The organism is Pedobacter africanus, from assembly GCF_900176535.1.
GTDB classification, from domain to species: Bacteria; Bacteroidota; Bacteroidia; order Sphingobacteriales; family Sphingobacteriaceae; genus Pedobacter; species Pedobacter africanus.
Map to the genome: position 1 here is coordinate 352,012 of NZ_FWXT01000001.1, position 23,939 is coordinate 375,950.

Annotated in this window: 19 protein-coding genes and 2 tRNA genes; 10 read left to right on the forward strand and 11 right to left on the reverse strand. The window is 42.6% G+C overall.

The genetic code is table 11. The annotated features are described in order from the left end of the window. From B9A91_RS01170 to rocD, 5 genes are all read right to left on the reverse strand, one after another. Positions 1-3,375, reverse strand: a complete 3,375-nt coding sequence (locus B9A91_RS01170) for a TonB-dependent receptor (protein WP_159451600.1) — start codon at positions 3,373-3,375, stop codon at positions 1-3. 218 nt (positions 3,376-3,593) lie between these two features. Continuing rightward, the gene (locus B9A91_RS01175; RefSeq protein ID WP_084236599.1) at positions 3,594-4,793 is read right to left on the reverse strand and encodes a FecR family protein; all 1,200 of its coding nucleotides are present in this window, start codon (positions 4,791-4,793) and stop codon (positions 3,594-3,596) included. 66 nt (positions 4,794-4,859) lie between these two features. Continuing rightward, on the reverse strand, positions 4,860-5,420 hold the full coding sequence (locus B9A91_RS01180) for an RNA polymerase sigma-70 factor (RefSeq protein ID WP_084236600.1): 561 nt from the start codon (positions 5,418-5,420) through the stop codon (positions 4,860-4,862). Between the two features lie 96 nt (positions 5,421-5,516). Next, entirely contained in the window at positions 5,517-6,476 is a 960-nt protein-coding gene (locus B9A91_RS01185; protein ID WP_084236601.1) for an arginase, read from the reverse strand. Positions 6,477-6,482: 6 nt separating this feature from the next. Further along, positions 6,483-7,739 (reverse strand): ornithine--oxo-acid transaminase, encoded by a 1,257-nt coding sequence (gene rocD, locus B9A91_RS01190; protein ID WP_084236602.1) that lies wholly within the window; start codon positions 7,737-7,739, stop codon positions 6,483-6,485. Between the two features lie 141 nt (positions 7,740-7,880). Here rocD and B9A91_RS01195 point away from each other — a divergent pair, with 141 nt between their 5' ends. Next, the gene (locus tag B9A91_RS01195; RefSeq protein WP_084236603.1) at positions 7,881-8,333 is read left to right on the forward strand and encodes an Lrp/AsnC family transcriptional regulator; all 453 of its coding nucleotides are present in this window, start codon (positions 7,881-7,883) and stop codon (positions 8,331-8,333) included. A gap of 82 nt (positions 8,334-8,415) precedes the next feature. Continuing rightward, positions 8,416-8,922: a histidine kinase dimerization/phospho-acceptor domain-containing protein gene (locus B9A91_RS01200; protein WP_084236604.1), complete on the forward strand. Its 507-nt coding sequence runs from the start codon at positions 8,416-8,418 to the stop codon at positions 8,920-8,922. Positions 8,923-8,925: 3 nt separating this feature from the next. On the opposite strand, the gene B9A91_RS01205 is transcribed toward B9A91_RS01200, so the two are convergent. After that, positions 8,926-10,101 carry a FecR family protein gene (locus tag B9A91_RS01205; protein ID WP_084236605.1) on the reverse strand — a complete coding sequence of 392 codons (1,176 nt, stop codon included), beginning with the start codon at positions 10,099-10,101 and terminating at the stop codon, positions 8,926-8,928. Positions 10,102-10,170: 69 nt separating this feature from the next. Then, entirely contained in the window at positions 10,171-10,836 is a 666-nt protein-coding gene (locus tag B9A91_RS01210) for an RNA polymerase sigma-70 factor (protein ID WP_144008817.1), read from the reverse strand. A gap of 211 nt (positions 10,837-11,047) precedes the next feature. Here B9A91_RS01210 and B9A91_RS01215 point away from each other — a divergent pair, with 211 nt between their 5' ends. Then, positions 11,048-11,353, forward strand: coding sequence for a hypothetical protein (locus B9A91_RS01215; protein WP_159451601.1), 306 nt, complete (start codon positions 11,048-11,050; stop codon positions 11,351-11,353). A 205-nt stretch (positions 11,354-11,558) separates the two neighbouring features. On the opposite strand, the gene B9A91_RS01220 is transcribed toward B9A91_RS01215, so the two are convergent. Together B9A91_RS01220 and B9A91_RS01225 are read right to left on the reverse strand one after the other, a co-directional pair. Next, the gene (locus B9A91_RS01220) at positions 11,559-12,095 is read right to left on the reverse strand and encodes a dihydrofolate reductase family protein (RefSeq protein WP_084236608.1); all 537 of its coding nucleotides are present in this window, start codon (positions 12,093-12,095) and stop codon (positions 11,559-11,561) included. Between the two features lie 64 nt (positions 12,096-12,159). Then, complete coding sequence (locus B9A91_RS01225) at positions 12,160-12,942, reverse strand: AraC family transcriptional regulator (protein WP_084236609.1); 783 nt, start codon at positions 12,940-12,942, stop codon at positions 12,160-12,162. Between the two features lie 147 nt (positions 12,943-13,089). On the opposite strand from B9A91_RS01225, the gene B9A91_RS01230 reads away from it, so the two are divergent. From B9A91_RS01230 to B9A91_RS24505, 7 genes are all read left to right on the forward strand, one after another. Next, on the forward strand, positions 13,090-13,722 hold the full coding sequence (locus B9A91_RS01230) for an RNA polymerase sigma factor (protein WP_235012359.1): 633 nt from the start codon (positions 13,090-13,092) through the stop codon (positions 13,720-13,722). 96 nt (positions 13,723-13,818) lie between these two features. Then, entirely contained in the window at positions 13,819-15,021 is a 1,203-nt protein-coding gene (locus B9A91_RS01235; RefSeq protein ID WP_235012365.1) for a FecR family protein, read from the forward strand. Positions 15,022-15,332: 311 nt separating this feature from the next. Beyond that, positions 15,333-18,557: a SusC/RagA family TonB-linked outer membrane protein gene (locus B9A91_RS01240; RefSeq protein WP_159451602.1), complete on the forward strand. Its 3,225-nt coding sequence runs from the start codon at positions 15,333-15,335 to the stop codon at positions 18,555-18,557. A 26-nt stretch (positions 18,558-18,583) separates the two neighbouring features. Next, positions 18,584-20,017, forward strand: coding sequence for a RagB/SusD family nutrient uptake outer membrane protein (locus B9A91_RS01245; protein ID WP_084236612.1), 1,434 nt, complete (start codon positions 18,584-18,586; stop codon positions 20,015-20,017). A 13-nt stretch (positions 20,018-20,030) separates the two neighbouring features. Then, complete coding sequence (locus B9A91_RS01250) at positions 20,031-20,771, forward strand: DUF4843 domain-containing protein (RefSeq protein WP_159451603.1); 741 nt, start codon at positions 20,031-20,033, stop codon at positions 20,769-20,771. A gap of 40 nt (positions 20,772-20,811) precedes the next feature. Next, positions 20,812-22,203, forward strand: coding sequence for a PKD-like family lipoprotein (locus B9A91_RS01255; protein WP_159451604.1), 1,392 nt, complete (start codon positions 20,812-20,814; stop codon positions 22,201-22,203). A 6-nt stretch (positions 22,204-22,209) separates the two neighbouring features. Then, positions 22,210-23,385: a redoxin domain-containing protein gene (locus tag B9A91_RS24505; protein WP_084236615.1), complete on the forward strand. Its 1,176-nt coding sequence runs from the start codon at positions 22,210-22,212 to the stop codon at positions 23,383-23,385. A gap of 253 nt (positions 23,386-23,638) precedes the next feature. Here the strand turns inward: B9A91_RS24505 and B9A91_RS01265 are convergent. Together B9A91_RS01265 and B9A91_RS01270 are read right to left on the reverse strand one after the other, a co-directional pair. Continuing rightward, a tRNA-Pro gene (locus B9A91_RS01265) sits at positions 23,639-23,712 on the reverse strand. A gap of 51 nt (positions 23,713-23,763) precedes the next feature. Beyond that, positions 23,764-23,837, reverse strand: a tRNA-Pro gene (locus B9A91_RS01270). Between the last annotated feature and the right edge of the window lie 102 nt (positions 23,838-23,939).

Below are 23,939 nucleotides of genomic sequence, written 5' to 3' on the forward strand. Positions count from 1 at the left end.
TTAAAGGTCGAGGTTTAAACCAAACGTAAATGTCCGTTGAAGTGGGTAAGCCCCAAGGTCCTGTCCCTGCTGGGTTACGAATCCGAGCCCTCCGGCGCTTACCTCCGGATTGCCCGGATAGCTGGTAAAAATGTAGGCATTCTGCACAGAAGTATATATCCTCAGATTTTTGATGTAGGGCGTTCTCCATTTTTTAAAGGTATAACCAAGGGCAACATTGTTGATGGTGAGGTGCGAGGCATCGTAAATAAACAAGGTATTGTCTGTACGGTAAGCTGCCGTGGTACCCGCCAAAGTTCGTGCGATCCTGCCGTTGCCGGGATCTTCTTCAGACCGCCAGCGGTTGAGCAGTTCCGGAGGCCCGTTAAACACCCCATCCAGGTTATAAGTACTTTCCTGCATGCCGTTTTTCAGCTTATTTCCGGAAGTGCCTGAGATGGCTATGCTCAGATCGAAATTTTTGTATTGAAAGTTATTGCTCAAGCCAAAAATAAATTTTGGGTTGGGATCACCAATCACAGTCTGGTCTTCCGGATAAGTGATTTTACCATCACCGTTCAGATCCTTAAATCTTACTGTTCCTGCACGGGAAAGTGTGGTTGTACCGGTACCATAATATTTAGGTCCGGCATCAGCCTCGGCCTGGTTCATAAATATCCCGTCAAATATATAACCATAGAACTGGCCAACGGGCTTGCCAACCAGTGTCCTGTAATCCGTAAATTCGCTGAGTGTCGTTGTAGGTGAATCTGCAAAAGAAATATTGTTCAATCCGATCCGTTTAACCAGGTTTCTGTTAAAGGAAATGTTGAAACTTGTATTCCACTTAAAGTTACCCGTCATGTTTTTAGAGCTCAGCACAAACTCATGTCCCCACTGGCTGATATCACCCAGATTATCTTGTACCGTGGTAAAGCCTGAAGATTGCGGTACAGGAACCGAAAACAATAAACCTGAAGTCAGTTTATTGTAGTAATCGTAAGTGAAATTGATGCGGTCATTAAACAACCCCAGGTCCAGCCCGGCATCAAACTGCTTATTACGCTCCCAGGCCAGGTCCTGATTGCCCAGACTGTTTTGTACTTTTCCCGGGGCCAGGCCGCCGGAAAAGGTGTAATTGGCGTTCCCTATACTGGCTGCTGTAGTATAATTACCAATTTCATTCATACCCGTTAATCCATAACTGGCCCTTAATTTCAGAAAGCTTATTTTTGGAACATTTTTCAGGAAACTTTCTTCGCTCACAATCCAGCCGGCACCAACCGATGGGAAAGTACCCCATTTGTAATTGTTGCCAAAACGGGAGGACCCGTCTCTTCTCAAGGTGGCCTGTACAATATAACGCTCTTTATAACTGTAATTTAACCGGCTCAGCACAGACATCATCGACCAGGCGTTAAAACTCGAAGTGTTGGTGGTAAAACGTGTGGCTGCACTTAAATAGGTAATCTTATCGTCCGGGAAATCGCGCCCTACCATGTCACTTGCCAGACCGGTTGAGCGCTGAATGCTGAGACCACCCAGTAATTGCAATGCGTGTTGCCCAAAACGTTTTTGATAATTAAGTGTGTTTTCGTTAAGCCAGGTATAGTCACTATTGCTCAATGCCTGACCCAGCGCGGTATTGTTACCCGGCGGAGGGTTTTCAATAGGCACAGCGTTAAAACCGCCCATAGAGGTAGAGGGAATAAACCTGTTGCGCGTCATATTTCCTATATCAGCACTTCCTGAGGTCCTGAAAGTTAAATCATTGGTCAGCTTTATTTCTGTAAACACATTGGCCAGTACGCGGATCCTGTTGGCGTCATCCTGTACCTCCAGCAGCTGCCGGAGTGGATTTGCCCAAACAAACTGATTGGTAAAACCTGTAATACCCAGTGCCAGCGAGCCGTCCGGATTATAGGGTGAACCCATAGTAGGGATCATTGAAGCGGCTGCAAATATATTCCGCTGACCGTCGACATTAAATCCGGTTCCCTGCCTGTTGTTGTGCTCCAGCTGGATAGATGGCGCCACACCAAAACCGATTTTGATGTTTTTACTTAAATTGATGTCGCCGTTGGCCCTTAGGGAAAAGCGTTTGTAGCCTGTATTTTTAAGTATGCCCTGCTGGTTAAAAAAGCCTCCGATCAGACTAAAAGAGGATTTTTCATTTCCGGTGTTGATGGAAAGGCTATAGTTTTGGACGGGCGCATTCCTGGTCAGTACATCAAACCAGTCTGTACCCACCCCATATTGTTCAGGATTTTGGTAAACTGACGGAACGGAACCAGTAAAACCTTCATATTTGATCTTATCCTCATAAAACCCTTTCATGTAGGTAGCCAGCTGGTTGGCATTCATTACCGGAGGAATGAGTTCTTTCATGAGGGAAGCAACACCATAATAAGAATTGAAATTTATTTGCGTACCTCCCACTTTTCCTCTTTTTGTAGTAATGATAATTACCCCATTTGCTGCCCTTGAACCATACAAAGCAGTTGACGAGGCGTCCTTCAGAATCGTGAACGACTCGATCTCGTCGGCATTGATGTTATTGATATTGTCTGGATTTGCCGGCATGGGCTGTCCGTCAACTACAATTAAGGGCCTGACGTTGGTCCCCAATGAAGCCGCCCCGCGTATCCGCAGGTCCATACCCTGCCCTGGGCGGCCTGTTGTTTGTGCCACCTGGGCACCGGGCAGCTTTCCGCTTAGCCGCTCTGCAAATGTTCCCGTTGGCTGGTCTTTAATATCTGTAGCAGATAATGTTGCAACAGATCCCACCAGGTTCCTGGCGGTCTGCGTGCCATAAGCCACTACCACCACTTCATTCAATGCGGTATTCGACTCTGTTAGCTGTACATCAATACTGGTTCTTCCTTCTACCGGAACCTCCCTTGTGATAAAGCCCATAAAAGAAAAAACCAGGCTGCCTGATGGTTCAGGTACCGTTATGGTATACTGGCCTGAGCGATTGGTACTTGCACCTCCGGAAGAAGCTCCCTTCAGCTTAACCGACACCCCAGGCAAGGGCTGGCCTTTGGTATCCGTTACTACTCCTTTTATAGTCACTATTTTTAATTCAGGGAGCTGGCCTCCTGCCATTTTTCTGACTACAATCATGTTGTCTATAAAACTGAAAGACACCTTTTGTCCTTCAAAGCACTTCTCCAGCACCGTGGTCAGGGGGCTGTTTTTAACATCCAGCGTAATCGGTTTGGTTTGCCTGATGATGTCTGCATCACATAAAAAATCAAAACCGGTTTGCTTGCGGATTTTACTGAAAACCTGCTCCAGCTTTGCATTTTTTTCTGACAACGTTACCCGCTGGGCAAAGCCGCTTGCACTTACCTGCAGCAAACCCGTGAGAAGAAAAAAAACTATTAGTTTCATGATCAAGAATAGTTTATAAGCCCTGTAACATTTTTTACTACAGAGTTCATAAGAATAAATTTCCATATCTTTGAATATTAGGTTGGTTTAATAATTTGTTCGATCTTATTATAATGTCTCTAAAGGCAATGATCACCTAAACCGCATTGATGCGGGTAAACCGGGGGCGCTGCAATCGCTCCTGGTTTTTTAGATAACTATGCTGAAATGATGTATAGCTATTTCATAACAATTATCCTCCTTTCTTTCCCCTTAGCATTCAGGTTATCCATTTTAAAACGTACCACCCCTGTAAGTTCCAGGCGTTTTAAGACTTCTGATACATTTTTAAAACGCGATACCGTACCCCATAAGGCCCTGTCCTTCAGGTCGTCCTCATAAACAACAGTTACATCGTACCAGCGGGATATTTTACGCATAATGCTCTCAACCGGCTCATTGGCAAACATAAAATATCCGTTCTTCCAGGCTACAACCTGTTCGGTATCTACATCCTTATTCAGTTCAATTACTGCCCCTTCCTGTTCCGAAATTTCAACCTGCTGCCCTGGTTTCAGCAAAACTTTTTCTGCTCCCCTGTTTACTTTAACTGCACCTTCAAGTAAAGTAACTTTACTGGCTAACTCATCTTTGTAGGCCATAATGTTGAAATGGGTACCCAAAACCTCTACTGCTGATTTACCATAATTCACTACAAATGGCTTTGTCTTATTTTTAGCGACTTCAAAATATGCTTCTCCACTGAGCGTTACTGTACGGTCATTGCCGGCGAACTGTGAAGGGAATGACAATTTGCTATCGGCATTTAACCAGACATGGGTTCCGTCGGATAAAATCACCTGATAAGTCCCCCCTTTTGGAGTGGCCGCTGTGATCATTTCACCGGATAAAATCCCCCTGGCTTCGGTACGCATGCCTACCACAGTGCCATCATTGTATTTCAATTTGTCCTGATTAATGAAAACAGCTTTTCTGGCATCACTGAGTTGAATTACCGCTCCATTTGAGAAGGTCAGCGTAGCCGTATTTCTGCCAGGAGGGATGTCGTTTTGGGTTACATTCTGCAATGGATATTCCATTGTTCGGTTCTGATAAAACCACAATCCGGCACATAGGGCGATCAGAATGGAGGCCGCAACCGCAACCCGAGCGAACCAGCTATTTTTTGCCTTGCCTTGTAATGTATGACTATTGATTTCTGCTGTTGTTTCAGCTTCAAGTTTATCGTTTAGTTTTTGGAGAATCCTTGCTTCCAGCACCGGCTCAGCTGCTGCAAAAGAAGCCGGAATATTTAATGGGGTATCCAGGTTTGAAGTATACCATTCATTAAACTCTCTGAGCTCATCTTCGGTAATGCTATGGTCCAGCCATCTAGAGGCAAGGTATCTATATCTTTGTAGTTCTTCTGAATGTTCCATTTTTTAGGGCCTGTAATTATAATATCCATCCTGAAATGAAAATCCCTTAGTTATATTCAAAAAAAATTACAATAAAGTCAAAAAGAACTGGTTAAACCTTGTCCGTAAAGTTTTTATCGCCTTTCCCATATGCGCCTCCACTGTTTTTTCAGAAATATTGAGCTCCTTGGCGATTTGCTTCTGAGACATGTTCAGGTTCCTGCTCATGTTAAAAACCAACTGGCATTTTTCAGGCAGTTCAGAAATGTACCGCTCAAGAATTTCTTTCAGATCCAAAAATTCCAGCCATTGCTGGGTAGAATCGTCGAGCACATGGTTGGCAATACTTTGTGTATATTTTTGCTCGTGGTACTGCTTGTCCAGTATTTTAATGATCCAGTATTTTACTGAGGTGGTTAGATAAGCACCCAAAGTAGTCGTGATCACGATGACCGCTCTCCGGTTCCAGAGCGACATAAAAATATTCTGAACCACTTCCTCTGCTTCTTCCAGATTGCCCAGTTTTTTTCCGGCGATGTAAAACAGTTTTTTCCAATACCGCTGATAAATCTCTGTAAAGGCAGCATGGTCTCCTTCTTTAAGCAAGTCAGTCAATTCCTCATCAGTAAGTGTGCCGTAGGCCGCCATGGTTCTTATATCTCGCTTAATACTATAAAAGATAAAGTTCCGGAAAAATTCCGCAATTAAACAAGCCGTAAGATATTAACTTTGTATTATATAATGTTACGCGTATGCCTCGATAGCCCGGGTCACCTGTTCCAATACTTCAAAAGCAGTTTCGGCCATCTTATTCCCTTTATTGTCGAGCAAGGGGTTCACCTCTACCACTTCAAAACATACAACTTTCTGAGATGCAACAATTGTCTCTATAACAGCCATGACCTCATACTGATCAAAACCTTTTGAAACCGGGGTGCCGGTCCCATCCGAGATCAGGTCACAATCCATACTGTCCACATCAAAGGATATATAGATCAGATCGCATTCCCGTATTTTCTCCAATGCCTCTCCTACGCAGATATCCAGTCCTCTGAAACGGACTTCTTCTACCTTATAGTTTCTGATACCTGAATTTTGCATCTGGGTATCTTCTGCTGCTTCCGTGTCCCTGACCCCGAAATAGATCAGGTGTTCGGGTTTTAGTTTAGGTTCAGCAGTTCCTATTTTCTTTAAGTTATCCCACAGCAATACGGTCTCTACCTCAACCTCATTCACCTTGCAACTCAGGTTATCGCTGGCCAGGGCAGCCGCCAGGGGCATACCATGTATATTTCCCGAAGGCGAGGTAAAAGGCGAATGCAGATCGGCATGGGCATCTATCCAGATCACAGCAAGTGTTTTATCCGGATACGCGGTTTTAATACCGCTTATGGTACCTAAAGCCGAGGAGTGATCGCCCGAAAATACCAGTGGAAAATAGTTTTCTGTTAAGGTGTTTTCTACAGTTCGGGCTACACGGGTACATTGCTCCAGCACATGCTCTATTCTTTTGGCAAATGAATTTCTGTCTTTATTGTAGATCGTCTCATTGTGGGTTTCTACATCAACAAAAGGAAAATTGTTAAAATATTCACTTCCCTTGTTGATGGCAGCGATTTCAATGGCATCTATGCCCATGTCAGATCCCCGGGTACCAGCACCAATATCAGATCTGTTTTTGATGAGCCTGATCGGATTTTTCATATAATACTAGGCAAATTCCATCAAAGACTTTTCGATGATGGCCAGACATTCTTTGATCTGCGCCTCAGTAATAACCAATGGAGGGGCTAAACGGATCTTATTGCCATGGGTAGGCTTTGCCAGCAAACCATTCTCTTTAAATTTCATGCAGATCTGCCAGGCCAGGTCAGACGTTTCTTCGCTGTTGATCACGATGGCGTTCAGCAGGCCCTTTCCCCTGATCAGACTGATCAGGCCAATTCTGTTTGCAATTTCAGTTAAGCCTGTCCTGAACAATCCGCCAAGCCGGTGCGCATTTTCTGCCAGTTTTTCATCAATTACAACCTGGAGCGCTTCCATGGCTACCGCACAGGCAAGCGGGTTCCCGCCATACGTAGAACCATGCTCTCCAGGTTTAATGGTGAGCATGACCTCATCATTGGCCAATACTGCCGAAACAGGCAACACACCACCTGAGAGCGCTTTGCCCAGTATCAAAACATCAGGCTTGCTGCTCTCATCAGCCCCCACATTGTATGAAGCCAGCATGCTTCCGGTGCGGGCAATACCGGTTTGGATCTCATCTGCAATAAACAGCACCTGGTGCGCTTTACATAAAGTCTGTATATGGCTTAAGTAATGGCTGTCTGGCACAACAACACCAGCCTCTCCCTGTATAGGCTCTACAATAAAGCCTGCAATATTTTTATCTGCTTTTAACAATGCTTCAAAGGCAGCGACATCGTTATATGGAACCTGCACAATCCCCTCTACAAAAGGACCAAAATCTTTCCTGGCGCTTTCGTCATCGGATGCAGAGATGACCGAAATGGTTCGGCCATGGAAATTGCCGTTTGCAAAAACTATTTTTGCCTGGTTGGCTGGAATACCTTTTACCTGGTAAGCCCATTTACGGCAAAGTTTTATGGCGGTTTCCACTGCCTCGACCCCGGAGTTCATCACCAGGGCTTTATCAAAGCCAAATAAATTGCAAATGAATTCTTCAAAACTACCTAATTTGTCGCTGTAAAAAGCCCGGGAAGTAAGGGTTAACTTTTCTGCCTGCTGTTTCAAGGCATCAACAATCCTTGGATGACAATGGCCTTGGTTAACAGCCGAATATGCTGAAAGAAAATCATAATAACGCCGACCTTCAACATCCCAGACAAAAACGCCTTCACCTTTTTCCAAAACTACCGGTAAAGGGTGGTAATTGTGTGCGCCGTACCTGTTTTCTTTTTCAATTAGCGTTTCACTTTTGCTTAAATTCGCTGAGATTTCCATTGCTGAAGTATTTGGTGTGAGGCAAAGGTAATTAAATTTATTATTTTAAGGGTCAAAAAGCTAAATTTGACTTTATTAAAAAGCATAAAAGTCAATTTAACTTAAATAGCTGTTTTAGCTAAAACCTAATCTTAATTATTAATGGAGCACATAGATGAATTTGACGTTCAAATTTTAAAGCAACTGGAACAAGACGGACGGATGGCCTATTCTGCTATTGCAACTGCCCTGGGTGTATCCAATACCATGGTTCACCAAAGGATAGCCCGGTTAACCGAACAAGGTATTCTAACCGGGATCAAACCCGTTTTAAATGAAAAAAAAATAGGCTACGACTGGGGGGCTTTTACTGGCATCACGCTAGAAAAAGACCATGATTCCAATCGCATTATAGACGAGCTCAAAAAAATCCCTGAGGTTACTGAGTGTTATTACATTACCGGTAACTATACCCTATATGTTAAGATCGTTGCCAAGAATCATGAACACATGAGGCAGGTCCTTTATGAAAAAATTGACAACATACCCGGCATTGCCAAAACCGATTCCATAATTGAGTTAGGTTGTGCTTTTAAAAGGAATATCATGCTGTAAGAATAGCTCGTCAGGATTCCAATCCCCTTGCGTTTTTTTACATTTAAAAAGATTAACTTCAGGTGAATAAAAAACGCTTGCCATGAAAAACAAAAACTACATCGTATTGCTGTATCTGGTTATCGGAAGTATATGGGTAATTCTGAGCGATCAGGTCATTTCAGTGTGGATTGATGGAATGCCGGCCCATAATCGGGCGGTGATGCACAGCTTAAAGGCTTTTTTGTTTATTGGCATTAGTGCCTTGCTGCTGCAATATCTGATCAACCTCTACCACAGGGGCCAAAAGAAAAACCTCGACTTCCTGAAAAAAAGCCTGGAAGAAAGCAGAAAACAGCAGTCACTCATCAACGAACAAAACACCATGCTAAAAGAAATTGCCTGGGTAAATTCTCATGAAATACGGAAGCCACTGGCCTCTATACTTGGACTGTCTGCATTGATCAGGGAAACCGATGATCAATTGGAAAAAGGCAAATATTATCCGATGATAGACCGTTGTATTGAGGAACTGGACGAAATCGTGTGCCAGTCTGCTGCCAGGTTAGATGAGCTCATTGCAAATGGGAATCATGATAATCATCCCTGAAAATCACCTCAACCTTTTTACCAAAAGTCTTTTACCATTGATTTCGAATTTAAATGTGGCATTTTTTTGCAATGTACTTAAAACATCAGTAATACGGTTGTAACGAATAACTGTACCAGATAGCAATTCATGTTTTAAGCTTTCTTCTTCATACTGAACATTAAGATCATACCATCTTGATATTTTGTTCATGATACTTTCCATCTCTTCATTCTTAAACTTAAAATAACCGCTCCTCCAGGATACCGCATCTTCGATATCGACCACCTTAACAGCCACACCACCTCTGCGCGATATTGTAGCCTGTTCCCCCGGCCTTAAAATCCGGCTATTTACCTCTACCAACCCTTCCAATAGGGTAATCTGCGCTGGTTCGGCAGGATAACTGCTGACATTAAAGCATGTCCCCAGCACAGCTATGCTATGCCTTTTACCCAGCACATAAAAAGGCCGCTTTCTTTTTTTTCCCTGCCATTGCCTGGCTGATTTGGCCACTTCGAAATAAGCCTCTCCAACAAGCCCTACCGTTCTTGCAAAATTGTCATTAAATGATGCAGCAATTTTTAATCTGCTATCTGCATTCAGCCATATCTTACTTCCATCAGCAAGCTGAACATGATATTGCATGGCAGGGGGCACACTGACAATCAGCTCATCGCTCTGTATGCTGAGGTCTTCACTTTCCCGGAGCCTGGCTTCAGTGCCCTGCACAAATGAGCCATCGTCGTAGCTTAATTTATCGCCTTTTATTACAATTCCAGACTTTGCTGCATTCAGCTGCAACACCTTGCCATTAGAAAAAGTGAGTGTTACGCCCTTCCTTACCTGGAGGCTGTCTTTAACCCCTGCAACCAGCGCACTGCTGTTTTCTACCGCCGGATTTGGATTGTATTTGTAAAACCAGAAGCTTAGCCCAAAAAATACCAACAGTATAGCTGCTGCAATACCTATCCTACCCAAACGGTATACCCGGGCCGGTTTCTGTATATCAGGGATAGCCTGACGAAGTACAATTTTTAAACTATTTTCTTTTCTTAACCACAGATCCTGAGGGAATTCAGCAGCAATCTGCTGATCCGCATATTGGTTGTACCAGCTTTCCAATAACCCGCGCTCCGAGGCAGTGGCCCTGCCCTGTTCATACCGTTCTATTGCTGCTATAACTTCCTCTTGTGTCATGTGTTTTGCATTCGCCTAAATTACAAGACAACTGTGAAGCCGGGATAGACTACATGAATTTATTTTTTTTTAATCCATCATGGCAATGATAGTCAGCAACACCGCATGGGACACCCCTAATTTGTTCCTTAGAATTTTGAGGGCTCTTTGTACCTGTGTACGTACGGTATGCTCGGATATGTTCAGCATTTCAGCAATTTCCTTGTGCGACATGTACTGGTTACGGCTCAATTCAAATATCTGCCGCATCTTTTCCGGCATTTTCTCTACTTCAGACTTCACAATGGCTGCAAGTTGCTTATACCGCAGTGCTTCATCTGCTTCATAACTTCCTTTTTGCATAAACAACCTGATGTCTTCCAGCCGGTTTGTTTTTACCTTTTCATGTTTGATCCGGTTAAATACACGGTTTCGTGTGGCGGTATACAAGTAAGCAGCCAGGGAGCTGCTGAAATGAAGTTCGCTCTTATGCTGCCAAAGCCAGCCGAACATATCCTGCAATACGTCCTGCGCCTGATCGTCATCGCTCAGCATGCGCCTCACATGGAGAAAAAGTGGGGGCCAGTACCTGTTATAAATATTGGTAAAAGCCTGCAGGTCGCCTTCTTTAAGCAAGGCGGTGAGTTCGGTGTCAGAAAGTACAGCACTGTTGACCATTATCTGTAAAGCATAGGTAAATACCGGGTACGAAAGTGCAAGTATAATATTTTTTCCTGTACTCTGACACGCCTTCACCGGCAGCGAAAAAAAAATTGACCGCTAATACACCTAATCAGGAACAAACATTCTTATTGGCACCCTGCACCTAATCATCTATATTTGAACGATACTTAACAAAATGATAAAACCGCTTTGCTTAGTTATAGTTGCTGTATTATGTGCTTGCCGGAATGGAGCTCCTGATCATAAAACGCTGTACCGTGCTATCCATACAACAGATACCGCTATGCTCAATATCCATCTGACTGAAAAAGAATTTTATGGTCAGCTTGAGATCAACTATAAAGGACTTTATACAGATTCCGGGAATGTAACAGGAATTATAAAAGGTGATACACTGAGAGGCACCTATCGTTATCGCCATTATGGAATAGAAACCTGGCATACCATTCCAATAGCCTTACTAAAGAAAGGGCACAGGTTGATTATGGGTGAAGGTGAGACAGAAATTTATATGAACATGCGCTATTTCAGGAAAAATGCGCCTATCAATTATCAGAACCCGAAATTTGTATTTGAGCTCTCTCAGTAACCCTATTCAGTCTTTTCATTATTATTCAGTATCGGACATATTGTAAACTTATTCCAGTATAGGACATCCCTATGTTATAGATTAGTTGCGTCGTAGTTGACAGGGGGTTGACAGGGCGTTGATTCGGTAAATGACGACCAAAGTGCGACTGAAGTCAGTACCTTTTCCTCTGCAACAACGGCGCAACTAAAGTACAGCAAAGGAGTTAAGTATTTTCGACACTATAACGTATAGACACCAACCCGGTGTCATATGTTTTACTTTCCAGAAGGCTGAGTTTGCGCCTTCCACCCTGCTTCCCGAACAGGGTTTTGCCGCTGCCCAGCAAAATCGGGTGCACAGACAGCCACAATTCGTCAACCAGCCCCTCCTTCATCAAGGCGCTAAATAACGAAGCACCGCCAAACAGCCAGATGTCTTTCCCTGGCAGATTTTTTAACCTTCTCGCTTCCGAAATACTGTCTCCCGATACCAGTGTCGCCCCTTCCTTTACAGCTTTCAACGTTGTAGAGAATACATACTCCGTAAATGCAGGCATCCCTGGTACTACCTCTCCATCAACACTTTCACTATACTGCTGCATCATTTCGTAACTCTTACGGCCAATAAAAATGGCATCGATGCGCTTAAAAAATTCGTTTAATCCATAGTCCTGATCAGTAAAGCACCAGTCATATTCGCCATTGGGCCCTTCAATGTACCCATCCAATGTGATGGCCAATCCTAATATTAATTTTCGCATGTTGTTTATATTTATATTGCAAAAATGCGCAGGTTCAATTGCAGTTAATTGTACAAAACGGACATCAAAATAAAATATCCTGGTTCAACGCTACTTGTCGCGGTGTATAACCTGTGTAGTCCTTGTAATCGCGAATAAAATGGGCCTGATCGTAATAACCACTTTTGCAGGCTATTTCGGTAAGTGAAAGTACAGGATGCCTTTTCAGGTGATCGAGTGAACGTATGAACCTGTAGACGCGAAGGTATTCCTTTGGTGACAAGCCCACCTGTTCCTGAAACTTCCTGGAAAGCTGACGCTGGCTAAGGCCAGTATCAAATGCGAGCTGCCTTGCAGGGACCAATCCGCCAGAAGATTGTGCTGCGCTCAGGCATTGGGTCATATGCAAATCATCCTTAGCATAAGCCAGTTGCCCAAACAAGTACTGCTGGATAAGGCCTACGCGATCCTCATTACATCCGGCACATGCCATCTTTTCTTCCAGCGCTGTGGCCATATCATGCCATACATCAGCAAGGGCGGTTGTAGTGTTTGACAATTCATGCATCGGGATTTGAATAAACCTATATGCCATACCCGGATGGAAACAAACGGCAACAACCCCTGCACCCTTACGCATCTGTACATCCATAAACTGGTTCATCCGGAAAGTAACTATACTGCGTTGATGTAATTCGCCACCAATGTGGGCAACAGGCGTATTGGTATAATTTAAAAACAGTTCCGCACAAGTATCGGGAAGTACACGAATATGGCTTGTCTCGGTATCATCGTCACAATCCATGGTACATATCAGTTTTACATAAGCCTGCAGAACCGGGATGATATCGTAGGTTTGTATACGCATACTGTATCGCTATAATTTATCTTTTCATCAAATATAAGGGTAATATTTTGGTTAGATTGCTGGCATACACGCATATTGGAGATTATATATGCCGGACAGGGGCTATCGATTCTGTCACCCTGCAAGAACTCGAAAAAAATTTCTACCTTGCCTTTTAGTAAACTTATATTTTTAGAACGAATGGTCAACGTTAATCAAACTGATGAGCAGGCTTTATTGCTGCAACTGAAGAACGGAGACGAGCGTGCATTTGAAATGCTTTACAACACTTATAAATTTCGGATAGCTGGAAACTTATTTAAACTCCTTAAATCTGAGGACCAGGTCAAAGAAATTCTGCAAGAGCTTTTTTTTAAAATATGGGAAGCGCGAACTCAGATTGATCCTGAAAAATCTTTTAAATCTTATCTTTTTCGGATCGCTGAGAACATGGTGCATGATTATTTTAGGAAAGTAGCAAAAGACAAACGTTTATTGGCCAAAATCGTAGCATCCAGTTCAGAAATGTACCTGCACATTGAAGAAGACATGCTGAATAAAGAGGAGGCTCAAAAGCTACAGCATGCCATAGACTTGATGCCTCCACAGCGTAAAATGGTATTCACACTCTGCAAATTAGAAGGTAAATCTTACAAGGAAGTAGAGGAGATTATGGGAATCAATGCAAAAACTATAAGTAGCCATATGCTGCAAGCCAATAGATTTCTCAGGGCATATTTTAAAGATTCAGCTACATTTACTATTTCACTGGTTTTAAGCGCTTTATTTAAAAATTTTTGATACTGATCATTATTTTTTGGAAATTAATTGTTATTTTTTTGTTAACCGACTAAGGATATTTTTGTTCAGCTCCGTATTAGCTGTAAAAATTGAACCTTGAGACCATCTGACCAACTCCATATCCTCTTCAAAAAATACCTGGACAACACCTCTAGCCTGGAAGAAACACAGTCTCTGATGAATTACTTTCAACTTGATGAAGATCAGGAAGCGTTGAAAGCCATCATCATAGATGTTTTAGAAATGGAGGACGAAAGTTACGCAACTAACGCTGCCATTGCAGAAGTACTGGCAAAAGTTGACCGCGATTTATTTTTTCAGATTAAAGGCTCCATTGAGGTTATACCCGTCAGAAAAAATAAAACCCTTAAACTATGGCTACAAATTGCTGGTGCTGCTGCTGTTTTGGTTGTTGCATTCACAGGCATTTATTTTTTCAATAGCCAATCGAAAAAGGTTGAAAAGGTTGACACTGTTGCCCCAATTGCGGTACATGATGTTAAGCCCGGTGATTTTGGTGCCACACTTACCCTGGCAAATGGCAGGAAGATCAGCTTGGCTAATGCTTCGAAAGGCGTAATTGGCAGAGAAGCGGGATTGACGATCACCAAATCCGGTGATGGCAGACTGGTGTATGAAGTTGATGAAAATATTGCTGATCCAAATACCTTGAATACCTTGTCTACCGCCCGAGGGGAGACTTACCAGGTACGTTTGCCTGATGGTTCACTGGTCTATCTAAATGCCGCTTCAAGCCTTACCTATACCGCTGCGCTGATGCAGGATGGAAAACGTGTGGTGAAGCTGATCGGTGAAGGATATTTTGAAATAGCGAAAGATAAGCAGCACCCATTCATTGTAAAGACAAACAGACAGCAAATAGAAGTTTTGGGCACACATTTTAACATCAACAGTTATGCCGATGACGCAGTAGAAAAAACTACGTTGCTGGAAGGAAGCGTTAAATTATCTGCATCGGGCAATTCCAAAGTATTAAAACCAGGCCAGCAAGCCAAGCTGTATGATGGTAAAATACAGATCAATGAAACAGATACCGACCTCGCCGTTGCCTGGAAAAATAATGAATTTGTAGTTGAAAGTGAAAACATCGAAACCATCATGAAAATGATCGGGCGCTGGTATAATGTGGAGGTTATTTACATTGGCGAAAAAACAAACCAGCGGTTCAGTGGTAAAGTGTCAAGGTTTGATAAATTATCAAAAGTCCTTGAGATCGTAGAATCAACCGGAGAAGCCCGTTTTGAAGTAAAGGGAAGAACCATATATGTATCAAAATAATACCTAAATAATAATTAACAGAATGATAACCTTGAACTACATCAGATGAAAAGAAAACTACAATAGCCAAAGATGTTTAAACGAAACCAGGCCCCGATTAGCCATCAGAACCTGGTAAAAGTTTGGAACATTTCAATTAAAAATCAAAGTGATAACCGCAGTTCTCTCTACGGTCCAACGCAAAAGAGACTGCTTAACCAAACCGACTACTAATGTATCAAAAATCAAGGAAATTTGGTATGCCTAAGCGGCTGTACCTAAAATTATTGTTGACTATGCGCTTAACCATCGTAATAATAATAGCATGCTTTATGCAGGTAAGTGCGTCGAGCCTTGCCCAAAAAGTGACTTTAACCAAATCAAGTGCTTCACTCCGATCTGTCTTTAAGGAACTGAACCAGCAGACAGGTTACAACTTTTTTTATACGGACAATTTGTTGGAAAATTCATCTCCGGTAACCATCAACGTTAAAAATGCTGAGTTACCAGCTGTCCTTACCCAGATTTTTGCCGGGCAAAACCTGGATTTTATTATCCGCAACAAAACTGTCGTTGTCAAAGCAGGCACACAGGTCAGTCAGGAAGTTATTTCCGGTTTTGTAGGTGACGCCAAAGACCGAAAACCTATTCCTGGCGTTACGGTGTCTATCAAGGGAACAAAGTCTGCGGTACAGACGGATAAAAACGGAAAATTTACCATAAGCATTTCCAAAGGTGCTGAATCTTTGGAATTCAGATTTATAGGTTATAAAACGGTCGATGTACCCATCTCACCCAATTCTAACTATTCCATTTACATGGAAGAAGATCAGCTCTCATTGAATGAGACGGTGATTACGGGGATGGTGGACAGGAAGCTCAGCACCTATACCGGGGCAGCCAAAACCATGACTGCCGCTGAGTTAAAGGCAGTAAACCCGGTGAATGTGTTTGCTGGTATTGCTGTGCTTGATCCATCTTTCAGGATGATTCCCAATAACAAAATAGGAGGGAACATCAATGCACTTCCGGAAGTGACTATGCGTGGGCAGACGTCCTATCCAACTCTGGGGTCAGAATTGATTGGAAACCCCAACACACCCTTGTTCATTCTTGACGGATTTCAGGTTTCATTACAAGCGATTGTTGATTTAGATATGAACCAGATTGCCTCAGTAACTTTATTGAAGGATGCCTCGGCTACTGCGATGTATGGTTCCCGTGGAGGTAATGGGGTGATGGTTGTGACCACTATCCTGCCACCAAGAGGAAAAGTTGAAGTTACTATCAGCAACAATTTAACTTTATCTTCTCCGGATCTGTCTGTTTACAACATGCTGAATGCAACAGAAAAACTGGATTTTGAGCGGCGTGTAGGATTAGTGAACAGCTATAGAGGTGATTTTATCAATTCGGAACGATACAAAGCCGTGGTTAGCGGTGTGAACACCGACTGGAAATCTATTCCTGTTCAAACGGGTATAAACAACAGAACCAACCTGTCTTTACGCGGGGGAGACGAGTCGCTGACTTTTAACCTAACCTTTAGTGGAAATTTGTTACAGGGGGTAATGAAGGGCCAGGACAGGAAAAATTATTCCGGAAGCTTTATGCTGAGTTATCGAACAAATAAACTAACATTCCGAAATAATACCATAGCTACACAGGTAAATTCCAACGATTCTCCTTATGGCTCATTTAGTCAGTACCTGGATTTGAATCCTTATTGGAAACCTTACGATGAAAACGGTAATGTCAACAAATACCTGGAAAACATCAACATGGGCTTCGGCGTAGGGAGTTCCATTGTATTGAATCCATTGATGGATATTACCTACAATACCATCGACAATAGAAATAAGAATTTTAATTTGAGGAACAATACCTCTGTACGTTACGATGCCAATAAATCTTTATGGTTCAATGGTGCCCTGGGCATCACAAAAGTGAATGGCACGGTAGATAATTTCTACTCAGCGCTCGATAGCCGTTTCAATGGTGTCTCAGATTTAAGTGCGCGTGGTACCTATTCGATCGACAACAGTACAGCGTTTGTAATGGACGGCAAGGGATCGGTAAATTACAACAAAAATTTTGGAATGCACGGTGTGACAGTATATGCGGAAGTCAGGCTCGCCAGCGCACGCCTTAATTCTTATGCCGTATCTACTCAGGGTTTTCCTTTTGATCGGTTAGATAACATCCTGTTTGCTGCGCAATATTTAAACAGCAGGCCTACGGGGACAGAAAGTACCATAAACAATCTTTCTTATACCGGAAGTGCGAACTACTCTTATGATAACCGGTATTTTACCGATTTCAACTATACCAGAGACGGATCTTCTGCTTATGGAGAAAATAATAAATTTGGTAACTTCTGGTCTGCAGGTTTAGGTTGGAATATAAATAATGAGAAATTCCTGAAGGATAGCAAAACAATCAACCTGTTGAGAATTCGTGGCAGCTACGGTTCTACCGGTACTTCTGTACAAAATCCATATGCAGCACAATTCAGGTACAACCTGGGCACGTCGACTGGCTATTTTGGCGAAGTGGGTGCTTTCCCTGGTGGACTTGGGAACCCGAATTTAAGCTGGCAGCAGGTATTGAAATCGAATGTTGGCATTGCTTCAGCCTTTCTGGACAACCGTTTGACTTTCAATGCTGAATTTTACAACGAAGTCACCCAGAATGCCCTGACTACTGTATCGCTGGCACCTAGTACAGGTTTTCCATCGTATACCGAAAATTTAGGTAAGATTCAGAACAGGGGATTGCAGCTCGACCTGGGTTATACCATACTATCTCAACCTCGTAAAGGCTTAAAATGGAATGTTTCTGTGAACACAGCCACGAATAAATCTGTGTTAAAAGAAATTTCTGAGAAATTGAAAGCCTTCAATGCTGCACTAAATACCAACAACCCCAATCAGACCGCTGAAAATGCCCAGTTTATTGAAGGCAGGTCAACGACAGCTATTTATGCCGTGAGGTCATTGGGTATTGATCCTGTTACGGGCCAGGAAATTTATCTTAAATTGGATGGTACCCCAACCTTTATGTGGGACGTTAATGATAAGACCTATGTTGGCGATACCCGCCCAAAGTGGACAGGTGCTGTAATTTCAAATTTTCTATATGAAGGTTTTGCCTTAAACTTTAGCATCAATTATAATTATGGTGCTGATCTGTACAACAGTACACTGTTAAACCGGGTGGAAGCTGTTGATGCACGCAACAATGTGGACAGAAGAGCATATGATCTTGGCTGGACGGGACCTGGTAGTGTCAGTCCTTACAAAAGGATTACTTCCGGTACGCCAATACCAACACAACTTACTTCAAGATTTGTGCAGCGCGACAACAACATTCAGCTCAGCTCAGTTAATTTAAGCTATCAATTCAAAACACCATTCGTTAAAAGATTGGGCTTGCAGAATCTGACTGTTAGTGCAACAACGAATAACCTGGCCAACTTCAGCACCATTGCAATTGAACGCGGTACAGACAATCCGTTTGCCAGAGAATATACATTTGGTCTGAGTGCAAGATTTTAAATTCAAAAAATAAATTTCATATCCCAATGAAAAGAACAACATTAATCATAGGAATTCTGGCAATAGTTGCGGTGTTTTCCAGTTGTAAAAAATTTTTGGATGTAACGCCAAAAACAAGTTTGTCAGAAGAACAATTGTTTACTTCAGAAGTTGGTTTCCAGCAGGCGTTATCTGGTGTATATGGCCAACTGGCCAGCAATAGTCTTTACGGAGATAACCTTTCCATGGGTTTTGTATCTGCGCTGGCACAAAATTATTCGACACTTAATAGCAATGCAGATGTTTCACTGCAACAAACACAAGTCCTGAATTATGCTTCAGCAGAAGTGGCAGGGTATACCAATGCCATCTGGTCTACCAGTTACAGCACAATTGCTGCAGCGAATAAAATAATTGCAAATACAGAAACAAACCGGTCTTTGCTAAGCAATAGTTCCTACGCATTATTGCGCGGTGAAGCTTTAGCTTTAAGGGCATTTTTACATTTTGACTTATTGCGCATGTTCGGACCCGAATATACTGCAGGTGCCAATTTAAAAGCCATCCCTTATAAAAAGGATGTCAACGAAAACGCAATTATACCGTCTACTACTGCTGATGTGGTGAAATTCGCCTTAGCTGATCTGACGGAGGCCGCAAATTTATTGCTGCCGGTTGATCCGATCGTAACCAGCGATTTGAGGAGCAGACGGATTAAGCTGAATTACTATGGTGTAAAAGCACTGGAAGCAAGAATAAAATTATACAGTGGTGATAAAGCGGGAGCTGCTGCTGCCGCAAATGTAGTGATCAACTCTACTAAATATACATTTGTCACCCAGGCTGCTGCAGGTGCGGTCAGCTCAGGATTGGTGGTACGCGACCGTCTATATTTCAACGAACAGGTCTTTATGATCAGGGTTAGGGATATCTTACCCACCGTACAACGATATTTTAGATTTAGGGGGGCCTTAGGTCAAACCCTCACACGTACTTCTGCTAACTTTACTACGCTGTATGAAACCACATCGGGCGGCGGCACAGACTTCAGGTACCTATACCGCCTTGAGCAGGATGGCGGAAGTTTGTTTCCTTCTAAATTTTGGCAGGCCTCAACTGCTACAACGACAATTACCGACAATTTACTGGATCAGTATGTGCCTGGTATTCGCCTTGCGGAGATGTATTATATCCTGGCTGAAACTGCGGAGACGCCTGCTGTTGGTGTCGGATATTTAAATACGGTGCGCCAAAACAGGGGGCTTTCCAATCTGGCAACAACCATTACAGCTACTGCACTTACCGCAGCGATCACCAAGGAGTACCAGAAGGAATTTTATGCGGAAGGCCAATTGTTCTTTTACTATAAACGAACTAAAACATTGAGAATGCAGTTCCGTAATATTGACATGGCGCCAGAGCAGTACGTGCTGCCAATTCCAGCTGCTGAACTTCAATTTAATCCGAATTATGCTAATTAATCACACTCGTATTATGAAATACTTATTATATGTGACGATGGTCTTCTCCCTTTTTTCCTGTAAAAAAGAAGCGGTAGAAACTTATCAAGGAAAAGATGGCGTGAGCTTTTTTGCTTACACCTATCAACAATTACATACCACAGCGACGAGAAGTTACTCTTTTGCCTTTCAAAGCACTGTAAAAACAAGGGATACCATGTATATACCTTTGAGGATTACCGGAAAGCTATCTGATCAGCCACGTACCGTATTGCTAAAAACAGCTCAAGGAACAACCGCTACTGCGGGCGTGGATTTTGAGCTAAAAGAAGTGGCCATTCCGCCTGGGGTCTCCATATTTAACTACCCTCTTGTGTTGATCAACTCTGTTGGAATGGCAAGTAATGTGTATAGAATTGTGTTGGAGCCGGCAGAAACCAAGGACTTTACTTTGGGTACTTTAGGCCAGACACCTTACAATAACGTTAACCAGGGTACGGAGGAAAACTTTAGATACCTGAAGATAGATGTGACCGCCCAATACATTGAGCCTGCTTATTGGGAGGTATATCTTGCCGCGGATTTTGGGGCATTCAGTGCCGTAAAATATAAGTTCATGGTTAAAGTACTAGGTATAACAGATTTTTCTTATGAGCAGATCGGCCCTGATGGTTTGCTGAACTTTCCTGTTGCACTAAGAAATGCACTGGCTACTTATGAAGCCGCAAATGGTCCATTGTTAGATGAGAACGGTCAAAAGATTTCTTTCCCTTAATTTAGATATTATGCACTTAAAACATTTTTTAAAGCTTAGCATGATTGTTGCAATCCTGCTAACATTTGCCTGTAGTAAAGATAATAACCTATCTAAATATGAGCAAATTAACGACATTAAGATTACCGATGCAACAACCAGTTTTACGATACCTCAGCTGGATTCGCTGATCATTACACCAACATTAGCAGAAACCATGCCTGCAGGCGATTCATTTACCTACAGTTGGACCATTGATTCAAAAGTGATTGCCCAATCTAAAAATTTGCGCATAAAAGTTACCTTAAGTCCAGGTACATATTTGATAACTTATAAGGTAACGAGTAATAAAAATGGCATTTATACGCTACAGCGTTATACGGTTGTCGTAACCGGAGTCTATCCCAATGGCTGGTACATTGTCAGTAGTAAAGATGGAAAGGGTAAGGTCTCGTTGATCCGTACCGATGATGTGATTTTTGAAAACCCCATGGAAGTGGCCAACAATAAAACCTATCCAGGAAAGCCATTAGGCTTATATAATTTTGGAAAAGGTGGTTTCTTTTATTATTTCACCGATCAAAATGTGTATCGGTTTAACATGAACGACTGGCTGGAGCTTGGTGATAAGAGTTCTATACTTCCGAATTTGGCTACACCGCTTCCATTTAAAAGTACACCAGTTTTTATCATGAACACCTCGAAATTTGACCAGTTCATTGTTGCGGACGGCGGCTTATATGCCGGCATTTCAGGCTCAACTTCAGACAATGTGAAGCCTTTCAGCCAACGTATTCCTGGCGACTATGACCTATTCCCGGGTGTGTTTCCTAACACTTATAACCTGACCTATTTTTATAACAATGCCAAAATGCGCTTTATGCGAATGGGTATTTTTTCAAGAATTCTGGAAGATGCACCTGCTACAACAACAAGCTCGTTTGACATGGCAAATGTGGGAAGAAAAATGATTGCTTATGATCGTGGCATATCAACCCTATTTGAAGAAGAAATTGAGTGGTATTTCATCATGGAAGATAATAACGGCCGCTACTTAATGTCCTTGACCTACGATAACTTCGGCAATACCCAGCCCGGGGTTAATCAACCAATGATAAATAGTCCGGAAATTGGCGGCGCAAATAAATTTGCAACCTCCTCCATCTTAAAGCAACTTTATTATACTGTTGGCAATAAGGTGTATTTGTACGACATGCTTGCAAAATCAGCACGCCTGATTTACACTTTCCCAGCTGGATACGTAATCAAGGACATTGAGATGCTGCGCAGCACCAGCAAACAACTGGTAATCGGAGTCAACAATGGTGCAGCGGGTGAAGTATATTATTTCAGCATCAATGGTCAGGGAGAATTCAGCAACGGTACTTATGATAAGAAATTTACCGGCTTTGGTGAAATTGTTCAAGTTGCCCAGGCCAGGCAAAATCTGTAGACGAATATGAGAAAATTACTTATGCTCATCGCAATCCTGTCTACAGGATATTCAGGATACAGTCAGCAGGCAGAACCCGCCTATAAAGCAAGTCTTGATTCTTTGAAGATCTTTATTGATCCTTTAAAAAAGGAAGCGATTCTTGAAAGACTGGTGAAAGCGCACCCTGGCGATAGTTTTGACCAATACAGAGCTACACTTGTAGATAATTTTGTTGTGGCAAAGAACTCGGCAAAAGCTTTATTCCATTTTAATCAGATTGCAGAAACTGCACGGATCATGTATGTTGGATCGGTGGCAACAGGAATCATGGCCTTCGATTTGAAAGCTGCAGAAACTTTAATTGAGCAAGAACTGGCAAATTCAACAAATGCTCCGGAAGACCGTCAGTTCTTGTTGCATCTGTATAGTCAGGTAATGGGTAAGCAAGGAGATTATAAAAAAGCCTTTGCTGCTATCAAAGAATGTTATGAGCAGGCTGTAAGAAAACCTGCGCGCCTGGTTGCAGAGTATTACTACCTAATGAGCAAAACAGGCGGATACAAGGAGGCGCTTCCAGAGCTGGAAAAAGCAGTATTGGCAGGTTTAGCCGATGATGACTATAAGGCCGAATTAAAAAGTGCCTACGCAAAAGTAAATCCGGGAAAAGATTCATATGCGTACCTCTCAGCATTGACCAATCAGGTTGAAGAAAAATACAAGAATGCAATAGCTGCCAAAATGTTCGATGAGCAGGCGCCAAATTTTAAAGTTACAGACATCAAAGGCAAAGAAGTGTCATTGTCAGATTTTAAGGGCAAAATCGTTGTTCTTGATTTTTGGGCGACCTGGTGCGGACCTTGTAAGAAATCTCTTCCAGCAATGCAAATGCTGGTCAATAAATACAAGCATGATCCGAGTGTAGTGTTTCTCTTTATACATACATGGGAGACTGTTAAAGATCCTAGATCGGATGCTGTGAATTATTTGCTAACACACAACCTGGATTTGCCTTTGTACATGGATGTTAAAAATCCGGCTACAAAAAGTAACCCTGCAGTGTCTTCATTTGGCGTGAAGGGAATTCCAGCAAAGTTTATCATTGATGGCTACGGCAAAATACGCTTCAAGGAAAGTGGATTGGTGTGGCCAGATGAAGCTGCGGTTAAGGAACTTTCAGCCATGGTAGAGATGTCGCGTTAAAATCCAATCATCCGGATATGGGCGAACATTATGCTAGCAACCTCTCGTGTGCCTTTCGGCACATGAGGGATTGTTTTGATGAAACAGATACAAATAGCTACAGTGCAATAGATTTATAGTTGAAAAAAACAGGGTGTAGAACAGGGCATAAAAACCTCGATATTCTTTACTTTTCCCTGATATGACTAAAACGAAAAAACCCTCTAAACTGTGAAATTTAGAGGGTTTTCGATAGAATTTGACTTCTATATTGTCGGGGTGGCAGGATTCGAACCTACGACCTCCACATCCCAAATGTGGCGCGATACCGGGCTACGCTACACCCCGAACTGGTATCTTCTTTTTCAGTATACTAAACACGCTTCCGAGTGTTTTTTGTCGGGGTGGCAGGATTCGAACCTACGACCTCCACATCCCAAATGTGGCGCGATACCGGGCTACGCTACACCCCGAACTTGGTATCCTTTATTCCCTTTTTCGAAGGGATTGCAAAGTAACAACATTAAAATGAAAATTCCTACTTTGTTCAACAATTAAATTCATTTTTTTTATGC

Excerpts from the sequence above, each read along its gene's own strand:
- B9A91_RS01170 (WP_159451600.1), bottom strand. The coding sequence starts at position 3,375 with ATGAAACTAATAGTTTTTTTTCTTCTCACGGGTTTGCTGCAGGTAAGT.
- B9A91_RS01175 (WP_084236599.1), bottom strand. The coding sequence starts at position 4,793 with ATGGAACATTCAGAAGAACTACAAAGATATAGATACCTTGCCTCTAGA.
- B9A91_RS01180 (WP_084236600.1), bottom strand. The coding sequence starts at position 5,420 with ATGGCGGCCTACGGCACACTTACTGATGAGGAATTGACTGACTTGCTT.
- B9A91_RS01185 (WP_084236601.1), bottom strand. The coding sequence starts at position 6,476 with ATGAAAAATCCGATCAGGCTCATCAAAAACAGATCTGATATTGGTGCT.
- rocD (WP_084236602.1), bottom strand. The coding sequence starts at position 7,739 with ATGGAAATCTCAGCGAATTTAAGCAAAAGTGAAACGCTAATTGAAAAA.
- B9A91_RS01195 (WP_084236603.1), top strand. The coding sequence starts at position 7,881 with ATGGAGCACATAGATGAATTTGACGTTCAAATTTTAAAGCAACTGGAA.
- B9A91_RS01200 (WP_084236604.1), top strand. The coding sequence starts at position 8,416 with ATGAAAAACAAAAACTACATCGTATTGCTGTATCTGGTTATCGGAAGT.
- B9A91_RS01205 (WP_084236605.1), bottom strand. The coding sequence starts at position 10,101 with ATGACACAAGAGGAAGTTATAGCAGCAATAGAACGGTATGAACAGGGC.
- B9A91_RS01215 (WP_159451601.1), top strand. The coding sequence starts at position 11,048 with ATGCTCAATATCCATCTGACTGAAAAAGAATTTTATGGTCAGCTTGAG.
- B9A91_RS01220 (WP_084236608.1), bottom strand. The coding sequence starts at position 12,095 with ATGCGAAAATTAATATTAGGATTGGCCATCACATTGGATGGGTACATT.
- B9A91_RS01225 (WP_084236609.1), bottom strand. The coding sequence starts at position 12,942 with ATGCGTATACAAACCTACGATATCATCCCGGTTCTGCAGGCTTATGTA.
- B9A91_RS01240 (WP_159451602.1), top strand. The coding sequence starts at position 15,333 with ATGCAGGTAAGTGCGTCGAGCCTTGCCCAAAAAGTGACTTTAACCAAA.
- B9A91_RS01245 (WP_084236612.1), top strand. The coding sequence starts at position 18,584 with ATGAAAAGAACAACATTAATCATAGGAATTCTGGCAATAGTTGCGGTG.
- B9A91_RS01250 (WP_159451603.1), top strand. The coding sequence starts at position 20,031 with ATGAAATACTTATTATATGTGACGATGGTCTTCTCCCTTTTTTCCTGT.
- B9A91_RS01255 (WP_159451604.1), top strand. The coding sequence starts at position 20,812 with ATGATTGTTGCAATCCTGCTAACATTTGCCTGTAGTAAAGATAATAAC.
- B9A91_RS24505 (WP_084236615.1), top strand. The coding sequence starts at position 22,210 with ATGAGAAAATTACTTATGCTCATCGCAATCCTGTCTACAGGATATTCA.